This window comes from Amycolatopsis sp. Hca4, from assembly GCF_013364075.1.
In the GTDB taxonomy this organism is placed as follows: Bacteria; Actinomycetota; Actinomycetes; order Mycobacteriales; family Pseudonocardiaceae; genus Amycolatopsis.
The window spans coordinates 9,975,890-9,994,388 of sequence record NZ_CP054925.1 but is presented as its reverse complement, the minus strand read 5'-3'; the positions used below and the strand labels follow the sequence as shown (position 1 = coordinate 9,994,388).

At 73.5% G+C, this 18,499-nt stretch carries 14 protein-coding genes and 2 tRNA genes; 3 read left to right on the top strand and 13 right to left on the bottom strand.

What is annotated here, in order from left to right; genetic code table 11:
* Positions 1-3: 3 nt before the first annotated feature.
* Entirely contained in the window at positions 4-1,434 is a 1,431-nt protein-coding gene (locus HUT10_RS45225) for an MFS transporter (RefSeq protein ID WP_176176832.1), read from the top strand.
* Between the two features lie 169 nt (positions 1,435-1,603).
* On the opposite strand, the gene HUT10_RS45220 is transcribed toward HUT10_RS45225, so the two are convergent.
* Both HUT10_RS45220 and HUT10_RS45215 read right to left on the bottom strand, forming a co-directional pair.
* Positions 1,604-1,858, bottom strand: coding sequence for a DUF4287 domain-containing protein (locus HUT10_RS45220; RefSeq protein WP_176176831.1), 255 nt, complete (start codon positions 1,856-1,858; stop codon positions 1,604-1,606).
* Between the two features lie 64 nt (positions 1,859-1,922).
* Entirely contained in the window at positions 1,923-2,675 is a 753-nt protein-coding gene (locus HUT10_RS45215; protein WP_176178348.1) for a class I SAM-dependent methyltransferase, read from the bottom strand.
* 94 nt (positions 2,676-2,769) lie between these two features.
* Here HUT10_RS45215 and HUT10_RS45210 point away from each other — a divergent pair, with 94 nt between their 5' ends.
* Positions 2,770-3,366: a TetR/AcrR family transcriptional regulator gene (locus tag HUT10_RS45210; protein WP_176176830.1), complete on the top strand. Its 597-nt coding sequence runs from the start codon at positions 2,770-2,772 to the stop codon at positions 3,364-3,366.
* Between the two features lie 67 nt (positions 3,367-3,433).
* On the opposite strand, the gene HUT10_RS45205 is transcribed toward HUT10_RS45210, so the two are convergent.
* Together HUT10_RS45205 and HUT10_RS45200 are read right to left on the bottom strand one after the other, a co-directional pair.
* Positions 3,434-3,505: transfer RNA gene (locus HUT10_RS45205), tRNA-Val, on the bottom strand.
* 37 nt (positions 3,506-3,542) lie between these two features.
* Positions 3,543-3,617 (bottom strand) — tRNA-Val (locus HUT10_RS45200).
* A gap of 168 nt (positions 3,618-3,785) precedes the next feature.
* On the opposite strand from HUT10_RS45200, the gene HUT10_RS45195 reads away from it, so the two are divergent.
* Positions 3,786-5,234, top strand: a complete 1,449-nt coding sequence (locus tag HUT10_RS45195; RefSeq protein WP_176176829.1) for a DHA2 family efflux MFS transporter permease subunit — start codon at positions 3,786-3,788, stop codon at positions 5,232-5,234.
* 250 nt (positions 5,235-5,484) lie between these two features.
* Here the strand turns inward: HUT10_RS45195 and HUT10_RS45190 are convergent, their stop codons facing one another.
* Genes HUT10_RS45190 through HUT10_RS45150 form a run of 9 tightly spaced genes read right to left on the bottom strand, consistent with a single transcriptional unit; the run spans position 5,485 to position 18,494 of the window.
* Positions 5,485-8,793 (bottom strand): serine hydrolase, encoded by a 3,309-nt coding sequence (locus HUT10_RS45190; protein ID WP_176176828.1) that lies wholly within the window; start codon positions 8,791-8,793, stop codon positions 5,485-5,487.
* Positions 8,790-9,758, bottom strand: coding sequence for an ABC transporter ATP-binding protein (locus tag HUT10_RS45185; protein WP_176176827.1), 969 nt, complete (start codon positions 9,756-9,758; stop codon positions 8,790-8,792). The genes HUT10_RS45190 and HUT10_RS45185 overlap by 4 nt, the downstream gene beginning before the upstream one ends.
* Complete coding sequence (locus HUT10_RS45180) at positions 9,755-11,635, bottom strand: dipeptide/oligopeptide/nickel ABC transporter permease/ATP-binding protein (protein WP_176176826.1); 1,881 nt, start codon at positions 11,633-11,635, stop codon at positions 9,755-9,757. The genes HUT10_RS45185 and HUT10_RS45180 overlap by 4 nt, the downstream gene beginning before the upstream one ends.
* Position 11,636: 1 nt before the next feature.
* On the bottom strand, positions 11,637-12,620 hold the full coding sequence (locus HUT10_RS45175; protein ID WP_176176825.1) for an ABC transporter permease: 984 nt from the start codon (positions 12,618-12,620) through the stop codon (positions 11,637-11,639).
* On the bottom strand, positions 12,617-14,212 hold the full coding sequence (locus HUT10_RS45170; protein WP_176176824.1) for an ABC transporter substrate-binding protein: 1,596 nt from the start codon (positions 14,210-14,212) through the stop codon (positions 12,617-12,619). Before HUT10_RS45170 ends, HUT10_RS45175 begins: the two co-directional genes overlap by 4 nt.
* On the bottom strand, positions 14,209-15,099 hold the full coding sequence (locus HUT10_RS45165; RefSeq protein ID WP_176176823.1) for a serine hydrolase: 891 nt from the start codon (positions 15,097-15,099) through the stop codon (positions 14,209-14,211). Before HUT10_RS45165 ends, HUT10_RS45170 begins: the two co-directional genes overlap by 4 nt.
* Positions 15,096-16,481 (bottom strand): serine hydrolase, encoded by a 1,386-nt coding sequence (locus HUT10_RS45160; protein WP_176176822.1) that lies wholly within the window; start codon positions 16,479-16,481, stop codon positions 15,096-15,098. Before HUT10_RS45160 ends, HUT10_RS45165 begins: the two co-directional genes overlap by 4 nt.
* Positions 16,482-16,500: 19 nt before the next feature.
* Complete coding sequence (menC, locus tag HUT10_RS45155; RefSeq protein ID WP_176176821.1) at positions 16,501-17,604, bottom strand: o-succinylbenzoate synthase; 1,104 nt, start codon at positions 17,602-17,604, stop codon at positions 16,501-16,503.
* Entirely contained in the window at positions 17,601-18,494 is an 894-nt protein-coding gene (locus HUT10_RS45150; protein WP_176176820.1) for a GNAT family N-acetyltransferase, read from the bottom strand. The genes menC and HUT10_RS45150 overlap by 4 nt, the downstream gene beginning before the upstream one ends.
* Positions 18,495-18,499: the final 5 nt, after the last annotated feature.

Below are 18,499 nucleotides of genomic sequence, written 5' to 3'. Positions count from 1 at the left end.
TTCGTGTCCGAGCCATCCAGCGCACCGCGCGCGAACCTCGTCGTCGCGGTCCTCGCCCTCGCGGGCATCACCGTCTCGCTGATGCAGACGCTGGTCATCCCGCTGATCCCGGCGCTGCCCGGGCTGCTGCACGCCTCCGCGGCCGACGCCACCTGGGCCATCACCGCCACCCTGCTCGCGGGCGCGGTGGCCACGCCGACCATGGGCAGGCTCGGCGACATGTACGGCAAACGGCGGATCCTGCTCGTCGGCCTCGGCGCGCTGGTCGCCGGCTCGACCGTCGGCGCGCTTTCCGACAGCCTGGTGCCGATGGTCGCCGGGCGCACCCTGCAGGGCCTCGCCGCCGGCGTCATCCCGCTCGGGATCAGCATCATGCGGGACGAACTGCCGGCCGAGCGGCTCGGTTCCGCGACCGCGCTGATGAGCGCGTCGCTCGGCGTCGGCGGCGCGCTGGGCCTGCCCGCGGCCGCACTGCTGGCCGAAACCGCCGACTGGCACGCGCTGTTCTGGACCTCCGCCGGGCTCGGCATGGTCGTCACCGCGCTGGTCGTCGCGCTCGTGCCGGAGTCGCCGGTCCGCACCGGCGGCCGGTTCGACGTGCCGGGCGCGGCCGGGCTGTCGATCGCGCTGGTGTGCCTGCTGCTGGCCATTTCGAAGGGCGCCGACTGGGGCTGGGGCAGCCCGGCGACGCTCGCCCTGTTCGCGGCCGCCGCCGTCGTCCTGCTGCTGTGGGGCCGCTGGGAGCTGCGGACCGCGCGGCCGCTGGTGGACCTGCGGACGACCGCGCGCCGCCAGGTGCTGCTGACCAACATCGCCTCCGCGGTGTTCGGCTTCGCGATGTTCGCGATGTCCCTGGTCCTGCCGCAGCTGCTGCAGCTGCCGGCGGCGACCGGGTACGGCCTCGGCCGCTCGATGCTCACGGTGGGCCTGGTGATGGCGCCGTCCGGCCTGGTGATGATGGCACTGGCACCGGTGTCCGCCCGGATCTCGGCCACCCGCGGCCCGAAGACGACGCTCATGCTCGGCGCGGTGGTCGTCGCCGCGGGCTACGCCCTCGGCATCGTCCTGATGAGCGCGACCTGGCAGCTGGTGCTGGTCTCGAGCATCATCGGCGCCGGGATCGGGCTGGCCTACGGCGCGATGCCGGCGCTGGTCATGGGCGCGGTGCCGGTGTCGGAAACGGCGGCCGCCAACAGTCTCAACACGCTGATGCGCTCGATCGGCACGTCCGTCTCCAGCGCCACGGCGGGGCTCGTGCTGGCGCGGCTGACGATCCCGTTCGGCCCGGCAACCCTGCCGTCGCAGAACGGGTTCCGGCTCGTGCTCGGGATGGGTTCGGCGGCGGCGCTGCTCGCGCTGGCCGTCGCCGCGTTCCTGCCACGGCGGTCCCCCGCGGCGGCGCCGCCGGAACCCGCGCTCGCGGCCGGCCGCTGACCGAGGCGGGCTCTGATCACGTGTGATGCCCGTCTGATCACGTGTGATGCCTCTTCGAGCACGCTCGATGCCTTGAACAGCAAAGGGAATGTCGCGTTCACCGACCCGATCACCGGATTGTTCAGCGGCCTTGTATCGGGTCGGCGGGAGGGGTGTGGCCGGTTCGCTCTCAGGGACGTGGGGCTGCCAGGCCGTCGATGTGGAGTTTTCCCCCTGCGTGCTTCTCCGCCACGAACTCCGGGCCCTTTGTTATCAAGCGGGCCAGTGCTGTTGCGTGGCCGTGGCCCAGGGCGTGGTCCTGCTTCAGCCAAGCCACTATCTCGGCCGGCTTTGTCAGGTTCTTGGTCTTGGCCAGCTCCATGAAGGCTCTGGGGGTGATGCCCGACTGCTTCTCCGCGTTGTCGAGGTACGCCTGGAACGACATGGTGCTCCTCCGCCTGGTTCGTTCTTCCTGGGTGGCTCCAACCTCTCACCGACAACTTTTTTTGTCAAGGGCGTTTCGCCGCCACCGCCAAGGTTGTGTACGGCAGCACGAAGCTTCCGCCCAGTGCGTCGATCGCCTTGCCCACTTCGGACAGGACCTCCGCCAGTGCCTGGGGCGGCAAGCGCGTCAAGCCGCCCGTTGTCGGGAGGAAGTCGAGCCACTCTTCGCGCGTGTACGTCCTCTCCCACTCGAACGTCCAGCGTGCCGGGGCGTCCAGACCCTCCGCCCCGGTGATCGCGTCGGCGAAACCGGTGAACATCACGTCGTAGATCTCTGCCGCCGTTCTCGTCTCGGCCGCGAACGGCATGTCGGGCAGTACCCGGCGGCAGGCCTGCGCGAACGCCTTCGCCACCTCCGCCGGGGGCTGGAACACGTGCGCGAACACGGCGAGGAGCCCTCCCGGCCGCAGGACCCGCGCCGCCTTCGGGGGGCCGGTTCGGGGGTTCACCCAGTGCCAGGCCTGGCCCGCGATCACGGCGTCGAACGTCCGGCCGGACGGGTCCCAGTCCTCGAACTTCGCCACCTCGACGTCGATTCCCCCGCCCCGGGCGAACGCCGCCATCCGGGGGTCGGGGTCGATGCCCAGGACGCGGCAGCCCGCCGCGCGGAACTGGCGGGCCTCGATGCCCGTTCCGCAGCCGACGTCCAGGACGTCGGTTCCCGGGCTCGAGGCGACGATCCGGTTCACCAGTTCGGGTGGGTACGGCGGCCTCGCGCGGTCGTAGCGTTCGACGTCGGTTCCGAAGGACTCGGCCATCGCGCGGGCCTCATGGGGTTGAGTGGGCATGCGCCCACTTTAATGGGCACTTGCCCACTAGGGCAATCACCGGGCGTGCCGGAGAATGGGCTCCATGCCGACCGGGGTCCACCTGCGCGATGTGCGCAAGCAACTGTTCGACGCGGCCGAGCGGGTCCTCCTCCGCGACGGCCCGGGCGCGCTGACCAGCCGGGCGGTCACCACCGAGGCCGACGTCGCCAAGGGCGTCCTGCACCGGCACTTCACCGACTTCGACGACTTCCTCGCCGAACTGGTCCGCGACCGCCTCGCCCGCCTGGCCGACCAGGCCGCCCTCCTGCACGCCTCGGCCGGCACCCGGACCGTCGGGGAAAACCTCGTCGACGCCCTGGTCGAGCTGTTCGACCCGGTCTCGGTGGCGTTGACGAGCCTGATCTTCTTCCGCGACGAACTCCGCGCCCGCCTGCGCAGGCGAACCGGCCTCCCGATCCTGGCGGAGGCTCGCGACATGCTCACGGACTACCTGTCAGCCGAGCGCGAACAGGGCCGCATCGCCGCGGACGCCGAAGCCGGAGCCCTGGCCCTGTCGTTGATCGGGGGCGGCCACCTGCTCTTCGCGGGCCGGCGCCGGGAAACCCTGCCCGGCAACGGCGAAGTGGAGACGATGGTCCACACGGTCATCGCCGACGTGGTCCAGCGCCGCCTGCTGTAGGGACGGTCCGAAGTGGATCAAAAACCGAGAAGGCCCCGCCGGTGGCGGGGCCTTCTCGGTGATCGGGTGGGCGATACTGGGATCGAACCAGTGACCTCTTCGGTGTGAACGAAGCGCTCTCCCCCTGAGCTAATCGCCCGTCGTACGAACTTCCACGAAATCCGGGGGTGGACTCGTGGTGCGCGATACTGGGATTGAACCAGTGACCTCTTCCGTGTCAGGGAAGCGCTCTCCCGCTGAGCTAATCGCGCGCTGCGGAACTTCGTACGTGCGGAAGCATATCGGATGCCTTCACGGGCCTCGCAGGGGGTCCGGTGTACCGAAAACAGCCTGACAGGAACGCCCGGAAACAGGCACACTGCGAAGGACGCCCGTGTTCGGCACGGCCGTCCCCGGCCGACCAGGAGAGTCCCACCCCGATGACCGAAACCGTGTCCACCCCGCCCGCCGACGTGAACCGCGCACCGGCGCGCTCGGGACTCCTCATCGGGGTTCTCGTGCTCTCGGCGTTCGTGATGATCCTCAACGAGACGATCCTGAGCGTCGCGCTGCGCGACCTGACCGTCGACCTGCACGTGCCGACGACCACCGTGCAGTGGCTGACCAGCGGGTTCCTGCTGACGATGGCCGTGGTCATCCCCACCACCGGGTTCATGCTGGAGCGGTTCTCGCCGCGGCAGGTGTTCCTGTTCTCGCTGTCGGCGTTCAGCCTCGGCACGCTGCTGAGCGCGCTCGCGCCCGGGTTCGGGGTGCTGATGGCCGGGCGCGTGGTGCAGGCGTGCGGCACCGCGGTGATGCTGCCGCTGCTGATGACGACGGTGATGCGCCTGGTGCCGCCGGAGCGGCGGGGCGCCACGATGGGCACGATCACGATCGTCATCGCGGTGGCGCCGGCGATCGGGCCGACGATCGGCGGCGCGGTGCTTTCGCTGGGCTGGCGCTGGATGTTCTGGATCGTGCTGCCGCTCGCGGTCGCCGCGCTGGTGACCGGGGCGGTGCTGCTGCGGCTGGACAGCGAACAGCGTCGGGTGCCGCTGGACGTGCCGTCGGTGCTGCTGTCCGCGATCGGGTTCGGCGGCCTGCTGTACGGCCTGTCCTCGGGCGGCGAGCAGGCCGGGGCCGAGCCGCCGGTGCCGGGGTGGGTGCCGATCGTCGTCGGCGCCGTCGCGCTGGTCGTGTTCACCTGGCGGCAGCTGCGGCTGCAGCGCCGGGATCGCGCCCTGCTCGACTTGCGGCCGTTCACCCACCGCAGCTTCGTCGTCGCGCTGGCCCTGACGGCGCTGCTGTTCGTCTGCCTGATCGGCGCCGCGGCGATCCTGCTGCCGCTGTACCTGCAGACGGTGCTGCACACGAGCACCTTCGTCAGCGGGCTGGCGGTGCTCCCCGGCGGGCTGGTGCTGGGCCTGCTGGGCCGCCCGGTCGGCGCGCTGTTCGACAAGGTCGGCGGCCGCCCGCTGGTGATCCCGGGCGCGGCGGCGATGGCCGCTTCGCTGTGGCTGTTCGCGATCCTGGGGCCCGATTCGCCGCTGATCGCGGTGATCGGGATCCACGTGCTGATGATGGCCGGGCTGGGCCTGATGATGACGCCGCTGTTCACCGAGTCGCTCGGCGTGCTGCCCGAACACCTGTATTCGCACGGCAGCGCGATCCTCTCGACGCTGCAGCAGGTGGCCGGCGCGCTGGGCACGGCGGTGTTCGTGAGCGTGGCGACGCTGGGCAGCCACGACACGACGGCGGCCAGCCCGGACGCCGCCGGGCTGCGCGCGGCGTTCATCGTCGCGGGGATCGTCGGTCTGGTGGCCTTCGCGGGCAGCTGGCTGATCCGGCGCGGGCCGGCGCCGGTCGCTGCGGGTGGCGCGCACCACTGATGGTCCGTCCGGCCCGGCCGGACTCGAGGAAGGGAAAGTCCCGCTTCCGCTCGGCGAAGGCCGGGGGGAAGCCTGCGAGCGGAAGCGGGAGTTCGAGGCCGGTACGGGGGTCGCCTCGCGGCGAAAGGCTCTTCACGGCTCCAGCCGGACTGGTATTCCGTCAAGGCAAGGGGTGAGGCCCGGGGACTCCGCCGTACCGACACCCGTTACAACGCCCCGGATCAGCCGGTGTTCCCCGACGTGACCCGGCTCATGCCGTCACCTTCGGCGTCGCCCGGACACCGCTGTGCAGGTACCTCTCCCCGGTCGGCAGCGTGTAGAACGTCGCCGAGATCCACGACTGCGCGCCCGGCTCGCGGAAGGCGAACTGCGCTCCGCCCATCGGGACCAGGTCGTGTTCCGTCGTCGGTTCCGGGACCAGCGCGGCGATCGGGCCGGTGATCGTCTGCCGCATGCGCAGGCCCTTCTCCCCCTCGAACACCTCGATCCGCATCGACGCCCGCTCGTAGGTCCCGGTGAACTCCGCGAAGTCGACCGACGGCGGCTCCGCGGCCGGCGCGATCGGGCTCGGCAGGGCCACGCCGGCCAGCTCGGCGAAGATCTCGCGGTAGAGCTCCTCGTACAGGTCCCGCGTGTTGCCGCCGTTGGTGAGCAGCGTGACGGCCAGGCCGTGCGAGGGCAGCACCCGCAGGAACGCCGACTGCCCGATCGTGTTGCCGTCGTGGCCGATCACCCGGTGGCCGTCCCAGTCGAAGCGGATCCAGCCGAGGCCCCACGAGTCGCCCAGCGTGTGCTTGTCGGGCATGTCCGCCTGCCACTCGGTCATCGCCGCCGCCGACGCCTCGGACAGCACGCCGGCCCCGCCGGCCAGGTGCATCCGGGCGAACGCCAGGACGTCGGCCGCCGACGCGGTGATCAGCCCCGCCGGGCCCGCCGAGCGCGGCAGGCCCCACACCGGCGCCGGGGACGGCGGGCCGTCGCCGGCCGCGACGTGGCCCATCGCCGCCCGGTGCAGCAACGCCTCCTCCGGCAACGTCCCCGTGTGGGTGAGCCCCAGCGGGGTGAACAGCCGCTCGCGCAGGGCCGCGTCCCACGTCTTGCCGGTGAGCTGCTCGATCACCCGGCCCAGCAGCACGAACCCGGAGTTGCAGTAGGACAGCGTCGCCCCGAGCGGGTGCACCTGGGCGACCTCTTCCAGCAGGCCGACGAACTTCTCGATGCAGTCGTCGCCGCGGCCGGTGTCGGTGAAGACGTCGCCGTCGATGCCACTCGTGTGGGTGAGCAGGTGCCGCAGGGTCACCTTCTTGGTGACGTCCGGGTCGGCCAGCCGCAGCTCCGGCAGCACGTCGGCGATCGGCGCGTCCAGCTGCACCAGGCCCTCGTCGACCAGCTGCATCGCCACCGTGGCCGTCCACACCTTGGTGATCGAGCCGATCTGGAACACCGCGTCGTCGGTGACCTCGGCCCCGGTCGCGGTGTTCAGCACGCCGTGGCTCGCGATCACCCGGTCGTCGCCGGACAGGATGCCCAGCGACGCCCCGGGCACGCGGTGCTTGCGGGCGAGCGCGCTCAGGCGCCGCCGCCAGTGCGCGGCGTCCAGCGGCACCCGCGCCGGCTTGCCCGGCTCGCCCGCGTACTGCGTGACCCAGTCGGCGATCCGGCGGTTGAAGTCCAGCCGGTGCGAGGGCTTCCCGTCGAGGATGAACAGGTGCGACGCGCCGGGGTAGAGCACCATGCGGGTGGGCACGCCCTGCCCGCGCAGCGCGGTGAACCACTGCTCGGCCTGCCCGGGCGGGCACCGGTCGTCGGCGCCGCCGTGCACCACCAGGGTCGGCGTGCGCACCTTCTCCACCTGGGACAGCGGGGAAAGCGCCGCGTAGTGCGCCCGGTTCTCCGACGGCAACGAGCCGAGTTCGGCGACGCCGAGGTAGTGGCCGGCGTCGGACGTGCCGGCCATGCTGACCACGTCGGAGACGACCCCGCCCGCGACGGCCGCGGCGAAGCGGCCGTCGCGGCTGGTGAGGTAGCACGTCATGAAGCCGCCGTAGCTGTAGCCGGCCACGGCGAGCCGCCGCGCGTCGGCCACGCCCTCGGCGACGAGGGCGTCCAGCGGCTCGAGGAAGTCGCGGGCGTCGGCCGCGCCCCAGGCGCCGACCGCCGCGGTGTAGAACGCTTCGCCGTAGCCGTCGCTGCCGCGCGGGTTGAGCAGCAGCACCGCCCAGCCGCGCGCGACGAGCTCCTGGTGGTAGAGGTGCACGGCGTCGGCGGTGCCGTTCCACGCGTTGTGCGGGCCGCCGTGGATGTCCAGCAGCAGCGGCCGCGGCCCGGTGCGGGCGGGATCGCGCAGCAGCCAGCCGGCCACCACCGTGCCGTCGGAGATGGTGAACTCCCGTTCCTCGGAGACGAACGGGTCGAAGCCGGGCCCGTGCGCGGTGCGGACGTCGACCGCTCCCCCGGTGACGGCGACCGTCGCCACCTGGCCGTAGGACGTCGGCGTGGCCAGCACGATCGCGGCCGTGTCGCCGGCCGCGGTCATCCCCGTCACGGCGGTGCCGTCGCCGCCGGCGACGAGCCGCGGCTCACCACCCTCGGCGTCGACCGCGTACAGGTGGGTGCAGCCGCGGTCGCGGGCGCAGAACAGCACGGTGGAGCCGGAAAGCTGCGGGAGCGCGCCCGGGTAGCCGGGGCCGCCCGGCATGACGTTCCGGTCGAGCGGCGCCGCCAGGTCGGTGGTCTCGCCGCCGTCGAGGGGAACCCGCAGCAGCCCGAGGTGCCCGGGTGCGGTGTCCCGGCGGCCGACCACGAGCAGCGCGGCGCCGTCGGCGGTCCAGCCGACCGCGCCGCACATGCCGTCGGCGGAACCGACCAGGCGGGGCTCGCCGCCGGGCTCGACGACGTAGGCGCCGGAGCGGAAGGTCAGGTCGGCGTCGGCCTCGGGCCCGGCGGGGAAGGCCAGCAGCGTGCCGTCCGGCGACCACGCCGGGTCGCCTGCGTGCCAGTCCCCCGCCGTGACCTGCCGGACTTCGCCGGTGGCGACGTCGAGGACGTGGACGTGCTTGCGCAGCGTCCGCAGCAGCCCGGCGCCGTCGGCCTTGAAGTCGACGCGGTCGGCGACCACCGGGGCGCCCGCGCGGCGGGCGCGGGCGGCGTCGTCCTCGCCCTCGTCGGCGGCGAGGTCGACCGGCGCGGCGAAGGCGATCGCGGTGCCGTCCGGCCGCCAGACCGGGGTGCCCGCGCCGAGCGGCAGGCTGGTGACGGGCTCGGGCTCGCCGCCGTCGGCGGGAAGCAGCCACAGCTGCGGCGGGCCGTCCTGGGCGCGCAGGAACGCCAGCCGCGTGCCGTCCGGGGACCACGCCGGTTCGAGGTCGGCCGGGCCGCGGGTGAGCCGGCGCGGCTCGCCACCGGCGGTGCCGACGAGCCACAGCGAACGGACGTCGGTGTCCTTCTCGCGGTCGGCCGTGCGCAGCACGTACGCGATCCGGCTGCCGTCGGGCGAAATCGCCGGGTGCTCGGGGAACTCGAAGGCAGCGAGGTCGTCGATGCCGGGACGTCGGGTCATGCGGATCTCCTCGTGGGCTGGCTCGCGGCGAAGTGGCACGCCGCGGAGTGGGGACCGTCCGCGGTGTCGCCCGCCGGGTCGGTGGTGACACAGACGGTGCGGTCGGGGTGCACGAGCGGCCCGATCGGGCAGCGCGGGTGGTAGCGGCAGCCGGACGGCGGGTGGTGCGGGTCGGCGGGTTCGGTGTCGGCGAGCGGGCCGGCGTCGCTGCCGGTCTCGCTGCCGTCGAGCAGGCTCCGGTGCGCCGAGGGCGCGGCGGCCAGCAGTTCCCGCGTGTAGGGGTGCTTCGGCTCGGTGAGGACCTGCGCGGCGGGCCCGGCCTCGACGATCCGGCCGAGGTACATCACCGCGACGACGTCGCTGACGTACCGCACGACGGCGAGGTTGTGCGAGATGAACAGCATCGACAGCGCCAGCTGCCGCTGCACGTCCCGCACCAGGTTGAGCACGGCGCCCTGCACCGAGACGTCGAGCGCGGAGGTGATCTCGTCGGCGATCAGCACCTTCGGCCGCCCGGCCAGCGCCCGCGCGAGGGCGACGCGCTGGCGTTGCCCGCCGGAGAGCCGCCCGGGCAGCGCCGCCGCGCGGTCCGGGTCGAGGTGCACCAGTTCCAGCAGCCGCGCGACCTCGGCCCGCCGTCCGGCGCGCGACGTCCCGGGCGGCATCGCCTCGGTGATGGACTCGCCGATCGCCATCCGCGGGTCCAGCGACGAGTACGGGTCCTGGAACACCATCTGGAGCGGACGCCGCCGCGGCAGCCGCCGCACGTCGACCCCGCCCAGCAGCACGCGACCGGCACTGACCGGCGCGAGCCCGGCCGCGGCCCGCGCGAGGGTCGACTTGCCGGAACCGGACTCGCCGACCAAACCGACGACCTGCCCCGAGGGGACGGTCAGGCGGACACCGTCGACCGCGGTCAGCCGGCCATAACGGACGCTGACGTCCTCGAACTCCAACGCGCTCACGCCGCACCCTCCTCATGAGACTGTCCGGAAAGGACGGTTGCGTGCGGGTGCCAGCAGGCCACCCGGTGCTCGCCGCGGTCCGGGGCTTCCAGCACCGGGTCTTCGGTGCGGCAGCGGTCCGAGGCGCGCGGGCACCGGGCGGCGAACGCGCACCCTTCGGGCACCTGGTCGGGTTCCGGCGGCCGGCCGGGGATCACGTCCAGGGGCCGGTCGCGGTCGGTGTCCAGGTCGATCGTCGTGGCCAGCAGCGCCCGGGTGTACGGGTGGCGGGCCGGGCTGCCGGACGGCAGGTCCTCGACGATCCGGCCGGCGTACATCACCAGCACCCGTTCGCACGTCTGGGTGACGACCGCGATGTCGTGGCTGATCAGCAGGATCGCCGCGCCCTCGGTTTCGCGCGTGCGGGCCAGCAGGCGCAGCACCTGGCGCTGGACGGTGACGTCGAGCGCGGTCGTCGGCTCGTCGGCCACGATCAGCTTCGGCCGTCCCATCAGGCCCATGCCGATCATCGCGCGCTGCCGCATGCCGCCGGAGAACTCGTGCGGGTACTGGCGGGCGCGCCGCTCGGCGGCCGGGACGCGCACCGCGGCCAGCCGGTCGACCGCGCGGGCGAACGCCTGGCGCCGCGAAAGGCCGTGGTGCTGCTCGGAAACCTCGGCGAGCTGGCCGCCGACCCGGCGGGCCGGGTTGAACGACGTCATCGGGTCCTGGAACACCATCGCCAGCGCGGTGCCGAGCTCCCGGTCCGACGCGGCCGCCAGCGGCTTCCCGGCGAACTCGAGCCGGTCGGCGGTGACCACGCCGGGCGCTTCGACCAACCGGGACACGGCCAGTGCGGTCAGGCTCTTGCCGGAACCGGACTCGCCGACCACGCCGATCGCTTCGCCGGCGCGCACGCTGAAACTCACGCCGCGCACCGGAACCGTCCAGCCGTCCGGGCCGGGGAACGCCACCCGGAGGTTCTCCACCACGAGCACCGCGTCCGCGGGCCGCTCGACCTCCATGGTCGCCGCCGCCGCGGGCGTGGGTGCCGGGCGCCGCGTCACCCGGGTGCGGACCCCGACCACCGCCGCGACCGTCTCGCCGACCAGGTTGAACGCCAGCCCGGCCAGCACCACCGCCGCGGCGGGGCCGAGCGCGGCCGCGGGGTTGACGTAGATGCCGTCCAGCCCTTCGCGCAGCAGCCGTCCCCAGTCGTAGTCCGGCGCCTGCACGCCGATCCCGAGGAACGACAGCCCGGCGAAGGCCAGCAGCGCCGAACCGGCCCCGATGGTCGCGTTGACCACGAGCGGCTCGCCGATGTTCGGCAGCACGTGCCGGGCCAGCAGCCGGATCCGGCCGACGCCGGCGATCCGGGCCGCGGCGACGAAGTCGCGGCCGCTCACCGACGCCGACAGCGTCTGCACGAGCCGGGCGAACGCCGGCGCCGTCGCGAACCCGATGGCCAGCACCGCGCCCTGGGTGCCGACGCCGAAGATCACCGCGAGGAACAGGGCCAGCAGCAGGCCGGGGAACGCGACGGCGATGTCGACGACCGCGGTGACCAGCCGGCCCGCCCGGCGCGGCAGCACCGCGGGCAGCGTCCCGAGCACGACGCCGGTGCCGGCCCCGATCACGGTCGCGAGCACGGCCAGCCCGACCGAGAGCCAGGTGGCCACCAGGGTGCGCAGCAGCAGGTCGCGGCCGAGGGAGTCGGTGCCGAACGGGTGCGCCCCGGACGGGCCCTGGCCGATCGCGTCGGTGTCGATCGCGGCCGCGCTGTCGCCCCACAGGAGCGGGGCCAGTGCCGCCACGACGACGACCAGGGCCAGCAGCAGTGCCGAGCACGCCCCCACCGGCGTGCGCAGGGCCGCCGTCCACGTTCCGCGTCGCGCCATCTCACGCCTCCCGAATGGCCGAGCGCGGGTCGAGCAGCCCGAGCACGACGTCGACCAGCAGGTTCACCAGCAGCACGCCGACGCCGTAGACGAGCACGATCCCCTGCACCAGCGGGTAGTCCTTCTGCAGGATCGACTGGACGATCGTCGAGCCGAGGCCGGGCCAGGCGAACACGTTCTCCACCAGCACCGTGCCCGCGACCAGCCCGGTCAGCATCAGCCCGCCCAGCGTCAGCGTCGCGGTCAGCGCGTTCGGCAGCGCGTGCCGGACGTAGACCAGCCGCGCGGGCAGCCGCTTCGCCCGCGCGGTGCGGACGAAGTCGGCGCCCAGCACCGCGAGCAGCTCGATCCGCAGCATCCGCGCGAGCACCGCCGCCGGCCCGACGGCCAGCGCCGCCACCGGCAGCACGTAGGCGCTCGCGCCGTCGCCGCCGGCCACCGGGAACCAGCCGAGGCCGACGGCGAACAACGCCACCAGCGCGACCGCCACCAGGAACTCCGGGACGGCGGCGAGGAAGACGCTCACCGACGTGAACGCCAGCTCGCCGCCACGGCGCCGTCCGCCGCGGGTGAGCACCGCGAAGAGCACGCCGACCGGGACGGCGACGGCGACCACGACGGCGAAGGCCAGTACCGCCAGCTGCAGGGTCGCCGGCAACCGGTCGCCGATCACCTGCGTGACCGGCTGGCCGCTCGCCATCGACGTCCCGAAGTCGCCGGTGACCAGGCCGCGCAGGTAGTGGCCGTACTGCACCCACAGCGGGTCGTCCAGGCCGAGCTCCAGCCGCTTGGCCCGCACCAGGTCGGCAGGCGCGGTCATCCCGAGCGCGGCGCGCACCGGGTCGCCGGGCACCAGGTGGATCATCAGGAAGGCCGCGGTGACCAGCGCCCACAGCGAGACGGCGAACCGGGCCAGCCGCCGCGCGGCGAACGCCGGCCAGCCCCCGCCGTGCAGCCGCGCGGGCGCCGCCGCCGCGGTGGTCATCGCGCGTACATCCGGATCGAGGACGGGCTGACGCTGCCCTGGCTGACGTCGAACCGGGCCCCGCTCGCGTAGATCGGCACGACGGAGTCGACGTAGGGCACCACGTCCACGCGCTTGACCAACGCCGTCTCGGCGGCTTCCCAGGACGGGCAGCTGGCGGCGCCGCTCATCGTGGCCGCCTGCTTCACGCCCTGCTCGTACTCCGGGTTGGCGATGTGCCCGAAGTTGGTCCCGTCCGGGGCCGCCGGGCCGGACACGAACGGCACCAGCTGGCTCGGCAGGGTCAGCCCGAGCGGCCCGAGCGAGACCTCCCACTCGCCGGTGCCGAACAGCACCTGGGACAGCCCGGGGCTGTCGACGGCCTTGAGCGTGACCTCGGCACCGAGGGTTTTCCACGTCTGCTGGGCCAGTTCGGCGGTGGGGGCCATGGTCGGGCCGAGCTGGGTGCCGTAGAGGACCGTGAGCGCGAGCCGCTTGCCGCCCTTGACGCGCACGCCGTCCGGGCCTGCCTGCCAGCCCGCGGCGTCCAGCGCGGCCGCGGCCGCCGCCGGGTCGTGGTTCGGCAGGTGCCCGGTGACGGTGTCGCCCGAGCACGCCTTCGGGTCGGCAGTGACCAGGCTCTGCGACGGCTTGCCGGTGCCGTTGGTGAGCACCTTGCCGAGCTGGGCGAGGTCGAGGGCCTGGGTCAGCGCGCGCCGCACGGACTCGTCCTGGCCGGGGCGCCCGGCGGCCTGGTTGTAGAAGATTTCCCCGAGCGGGGCGAGGAAGTCGGCGTGGAAGAGCTTCCGGCCTTCCAGCCGCTGGCGGTCCGGCCCGTTGATCGCGCCGGCGTTCAGCTCACCGGACAGCAGCAGGTTCGCCGCCGTCGAGGTGTTCGGGACGACCCGCGCGACGACCTTGTCCGGCAGGCCGGGCTGCTGCGCCTTCCAGTCCCCCGGTCCCCACGTGTAGTCCTTGCGCCGGGTGAACGTGTAGTGGTCGTTCGGGACGACCTCGGAGACGGCGAACATGCCGGTGCCCGCCCCGCCCGTGGCCAGCAGCTTCCGGTCGGCGAGGCCCTTGCCGCAGACGATCGGCAGGCTGCCGGTGTTGCGGAGCAGGAACGCGTCGGGCGCGCCGCTGGTGACGGTGATCGTCCGGGTGGCTTCGTCGGCGGTGGCCTTGGTGCCGGGGGCGATGGTGAGACCGGCGAAGGGCGACTTGTTGGCCGGGTCGCCGACGAAGACGATGTTCGCGGCGACGTCGGCCGCGGTCAGCGGGGCGCCGTCCGCGCAGGTGATGCCGGGGCGCAGGGTGAACGACGCCGTGGTCGTGGTGGCGTCCCACTTCTCGGCGAGCGAAGGCACCGGCTTGCCGTCGGGGCCCAGTTCGAGCAGGGAGTCGTAGAGGAACCGGTCGACCTGGCTGGTCACCGACAGCACCGACATGTGCGGGTCGAGGTTCCCGGGGTCGGAGCCGAGCCCGAGGGTGAACGTCTTGCCGTCGGCCAGCGTGCCGCCGGCCGCGTCGGCGCCGCCGCCCGGTCCCCCGCAGGCGGTCGCCGCGAGGGCGAGCGCGCCGAGCAGGACCACCGCCGTCCGCTTGTGGGTCATGGTGTTTCCTTCCGGAGGTGGTCCACGGCGAGGCGACCGGCCTTGCCGATCGCCGCGTCGACGGCGGGTTGCCGTTCGGCAAGGGAGTGCGCGCGGGTGAAGACCGCGACGGCGAACCGGCGGCCGTCCGGGCCGGACACGACACCGGCTTCGTTGCGGACCGCCGGCAGGGTGCCGGTCTTGGCCGCGATCGTGACGTCCGCAGGGAATCCGGACGACAACCGGTGCGGCCAGATCTGCCGTGCCATCATCGAGCGGACCCGTTCGCACGCCGCGGGTTCGCCGGCGCGATCGGTCCAGATCGCGTCCAGCAGCTCGGTGATCTCGCGGGGCGTGGACGACGTCGTGCGCTCGGGGTCCAGCACCGCGAGCTTCCACGTCTGCTCGGGTGTCGCCGAGGCGAACACCTCGTCCAGGTCGGCGTCGCCGGCCGCGCCGAGGTCCGCCAGCACCGAAGCGAACAGGTCCTCGCAGCAGCCGATCAGCCGGGTCCGGCGCAGGCCGAGGTCGGCGGCCACGCGGTCGACGGCGGCCGCCCCGACGCGGTGGTAGACGACGTCGGTGGCGGCGTTGTCGCTCATCGTCAGCATGAACAGCGCCAGGTCCCGCCAGCTCATCTCCACGTCGTCGGCGCAGCCCGCGGTGCCGATGCCGCCGATGCGGTAGCGCGAGCCGACGCGGGTGCGGGCCGTCTCGTCCAGCCGTCCCGCGGCCACCTCGCGGGCGTAGGCGACGGCGACCGGGATCTTGAACACCGACGCCAGCACCACCGGGTCGTCCGCGTCGACGGCCACCTCCGGGCCGCCGCCGATCTCCCGCGCGTGCAGGAACCCGCGCGCGCCCGCCTCGGCGAAGACGGCGGCGATCTCCGCTTCGACCGCGCTCACGCGGTCACCCGCCGGTCGGCGCGGCCGGTGTGCAGGTACAGCGCGCGCCCGGTGCCGTCGTCCCCGACGAACGCGTGCGGGACGTACATGCCCTGCATCGGCTCGGCCAGGATCAGCGTGTCGCCGTTCATCGCGACCAGCTCGGTCTTCTCCGGCTTGGCCAGCTCGGCGAAGATGCCCTTGGGGACGCGCTCGACCCAGACGCGGCCGTCGTCGTCCTGGCTGACCACGATGTCCGCCACCGACGACGAGTACTCGCCCACGTACCGCGAAGCGTCGACGCGCGGGGCGGCCGGGTCCGGCATCGGCGGCGCGGGCAGCTCGATGCCGGTCAGCTCGCGCAGGACGTGCCCGAGAACCTCGGCGTAGACCGGGATCGTGTCGCCGCCGTTGGTCAGCAGGGCCACCGCGACGCCGTGCTCGGGGGCGACCCGCAGGTACGCGGACTGGCCGATCGTCCCGCCGTCGTGGCCGACGACCTCCCCGCCCGGCCAGTCGAACAGCGACCAGCCCAGCCCCCACGCGTCGCCGAAGAGGCCGAGGTCCGGCAGCTCGACCGCGCGTTCCCGCATCGCGCGGGCGCTCGGCGCGCTCAGCACGCGGGTGCCGTCCGCGGCTTCGCCGTCCCGCAGGTGCATCGCGGCGAACGTGACGAGGTCACGCGGGCGCATCGCGAGCATCGCGCCGGCCGGGGCGTTGGACGGCGCCAGCGCCCACATGCCCGCGGGTTCCGGGTCGGCGCCGGGCTCGGCCGTCAGGTGCCCGAGCGCGGCGCGGAACCGGATCGCCTCGTACGGGCTCGGTGCGGCGTGCGTCAGGCCGAGCGGGGTGAACAGGTGCTCCTGCAGGCAGTCGCCGTAGCTGTTGCCCCGCAGCACTTCGACGACCCGGCCGAGCACGCAGAACGCGGCGTTGTTGTAGGAGAACATTTCGCCCGGCGGGAACAGCTGGGGCACGTCGCCGAGGGTGGCGACGTACTTTTCGACGCAGTCGTCGCCGCGGCCGGTGTCGGTGAAGATGTCGCCTTCGAAGCCGGCGGTGTGGCACAGCAGCTGCCGGACGGTGATCCGCGCGGCCGCGTCCTCGTCGCCGAGGACGAACTCCGGCAGGTACTTCCGGACCGGCTGGTCGAGGTCGAGCAGGCCGTCGTCGACCAGCTGCATGGCCAGGGTGGCCGTCCAGACCTTGGTGATCGAGCCGATCTGGAACAGCGAGTCGACGTCGGCTTCGACGCCGGTGGCGGTGTTGAGCACCCCGGCGGCGTGGTCGACGACCTCACCGCCGGCGTACACGGCGACGGCCGCGCCGGGCACGTGGTGCTCGGCCAGCAGTGCGGGGAGGCGGTGTTCGAGCCAGGCGGCGAGTTCGGGGAGTTTCGACATGGGGAACCTCTCGGTTTCGCTAGGCGAGCCAGGACTTCGCGGTGGTCACCTCGGCCAGCCGCTCGGGGATCGGGGTGACGCCGAGCCCGGGCCCGGACGGCACCGGCAGCCGCCCGGCCTCGAGCACGAACGGGTCGGTGATGTCGGTGCGGTAGAACCGGTCCGACGCCGACGTGTCACCGGGCAGGGTGAACCCGGGCAGGGACGCGAGCGCGACGTTGGCGGCGCGGCCCAGCCCGGTTTCGAGCATCCCGCCGCACCAGACCGGGACGCCGTGCGCGACGCAGACGTCGTGCACCCGCCGCGCCTCCAGGTAGCCGCCGACGCGGCTCGGCTTGATGTTGACGATCCGGCAGGCGCCGAGCCGGATCGCCGCCACCGCCGACGCCGCCGAGACGACGGTCTCGTCCAGGCAGATCGGCGTCTTCAGGTGCCGGGCCAGCTCCGCGTGCCCGAGCACGTCCTCCTCTTCCAGTGGCTGCTCGATCAGCAGCAGCCCGAACGGGTCGAGCTTCTGCAGCTGCGGGACGTCGGAGAGCGTGTACGCGGTGTTCGCGTCGACCTGCAGCAGGACGTCGTCGCCGAAGCGCTCGCGGACCGCGCGGACCGGCTCGACGTCCCAGCCGGGCTCGATCTTCAGCTTGATCCGGAGGTACCCGGCGTCGAGGTAGCCACCGACCGCGGCCACCAGCTGCGGGATCGAGTCCATGATCCCGACCGAGACCCCGCACGCCACGGTGTCCTGGGTGGACCCGAGGGCGGTGCCGAACGACATGCCGTGCGCCCGCAGCTCGGCGTCGAGCACCGCCATCTCCAGCGCGGCCTTGGCCATCCGGTGGCCCTTGAACTTCGCCAGCAGCGGCGCGACCCGGTGCGCCGTGACGTCCCCGGCCGCCAGCAGGGCCGGCACGAGGAAGGCCTGCAGGACGTGCTCGACGCCGTCGATGTACTCCGGCGAGTAGAGCGGATCGGCCATCGCCCCGCACTCGCCCCAGCCTTCGCCGTCGGAGGTGACCACGCGCAGGATCAGCAGTTCGCGGGCGGACTGCGTCCCGAACGAGGTGCGGAACGGGGCCACCAGGGGCATCCGCACGCGGCGGATCTCGACACCGGTGAGTTTCACGACGTGTGCTCCTTCGCGACGACGTACCAGCCGGCCCGGTCGAAGCCGGTGACCGCGGCGCCGCCCTCGAGCAGGCCGCCGAGCACCTCGCGCAGCGCGACCCGCCACGCCCGGCCGAGCTCCGGCTCGGTCCGCCGGAGCGCTTCGATGTCCGGCGGGACGGCGACCAGCACCACCGGCGCGTCCGCGGCCCCGGTGGCCGGCCCGCCGTCCGGGCCCGCCGCGAGGGCGACCGCGGCACCGCCGTCCCGCAGCGCCGCCGCGTCCACCCGGCCCGGGTGGCCGGCGGCGGCCGTGCGCACCGGCGGGCTCGCCAGGTCCCAGGCGACCATCAGGCGGTCGGTGTCGCCGGCGCCGTTGATGCCGTCGTGCATCGGGCCGTAGAAGTCCGGCAGGTAGCGCGCCGGGCGGGCGGCGAGCTTGGTCAGGTTGAAGTGGGCGTTGCGGCGCACCAGCGGGTCGAACGTCCAGGAGATCTCCGTGACGCCCTGTCGCAGCGCCCAGGCGCGCTGGTGCAGCTTGAGCGCGAAGCCGATGCCGCGGCCGTGCCCGGCCGTCGCGACCCCGGCGATGTGGCTGTGCAGTCCTCCCTTCGCGGGCTCGCCGAAGAACCCGAAGCAGGCGCCGAGCAGCTCGGGTCCGTCGAACGCCCCGGCCACGTAGTTGCCCGCCGAGACCATCGCCCGCAGCAGCTCGGCGGTCACGAGCGGGTTTCCCGGCGCGGGCCGCCAGATCGACTCGAAGAGGCGGGACACCGCGCCCAGGTCGGCGACCTCGGCCAGGGTCCGGATCCGGACGCCGGAGGCGAGGGCGGCACCGGCCGCCGCGGTCGCCGCCTCGTCCGGAAGCGGCGGGGCTGTGTTCGTCACGACTTCTGTCACGCCCACCATCCTTT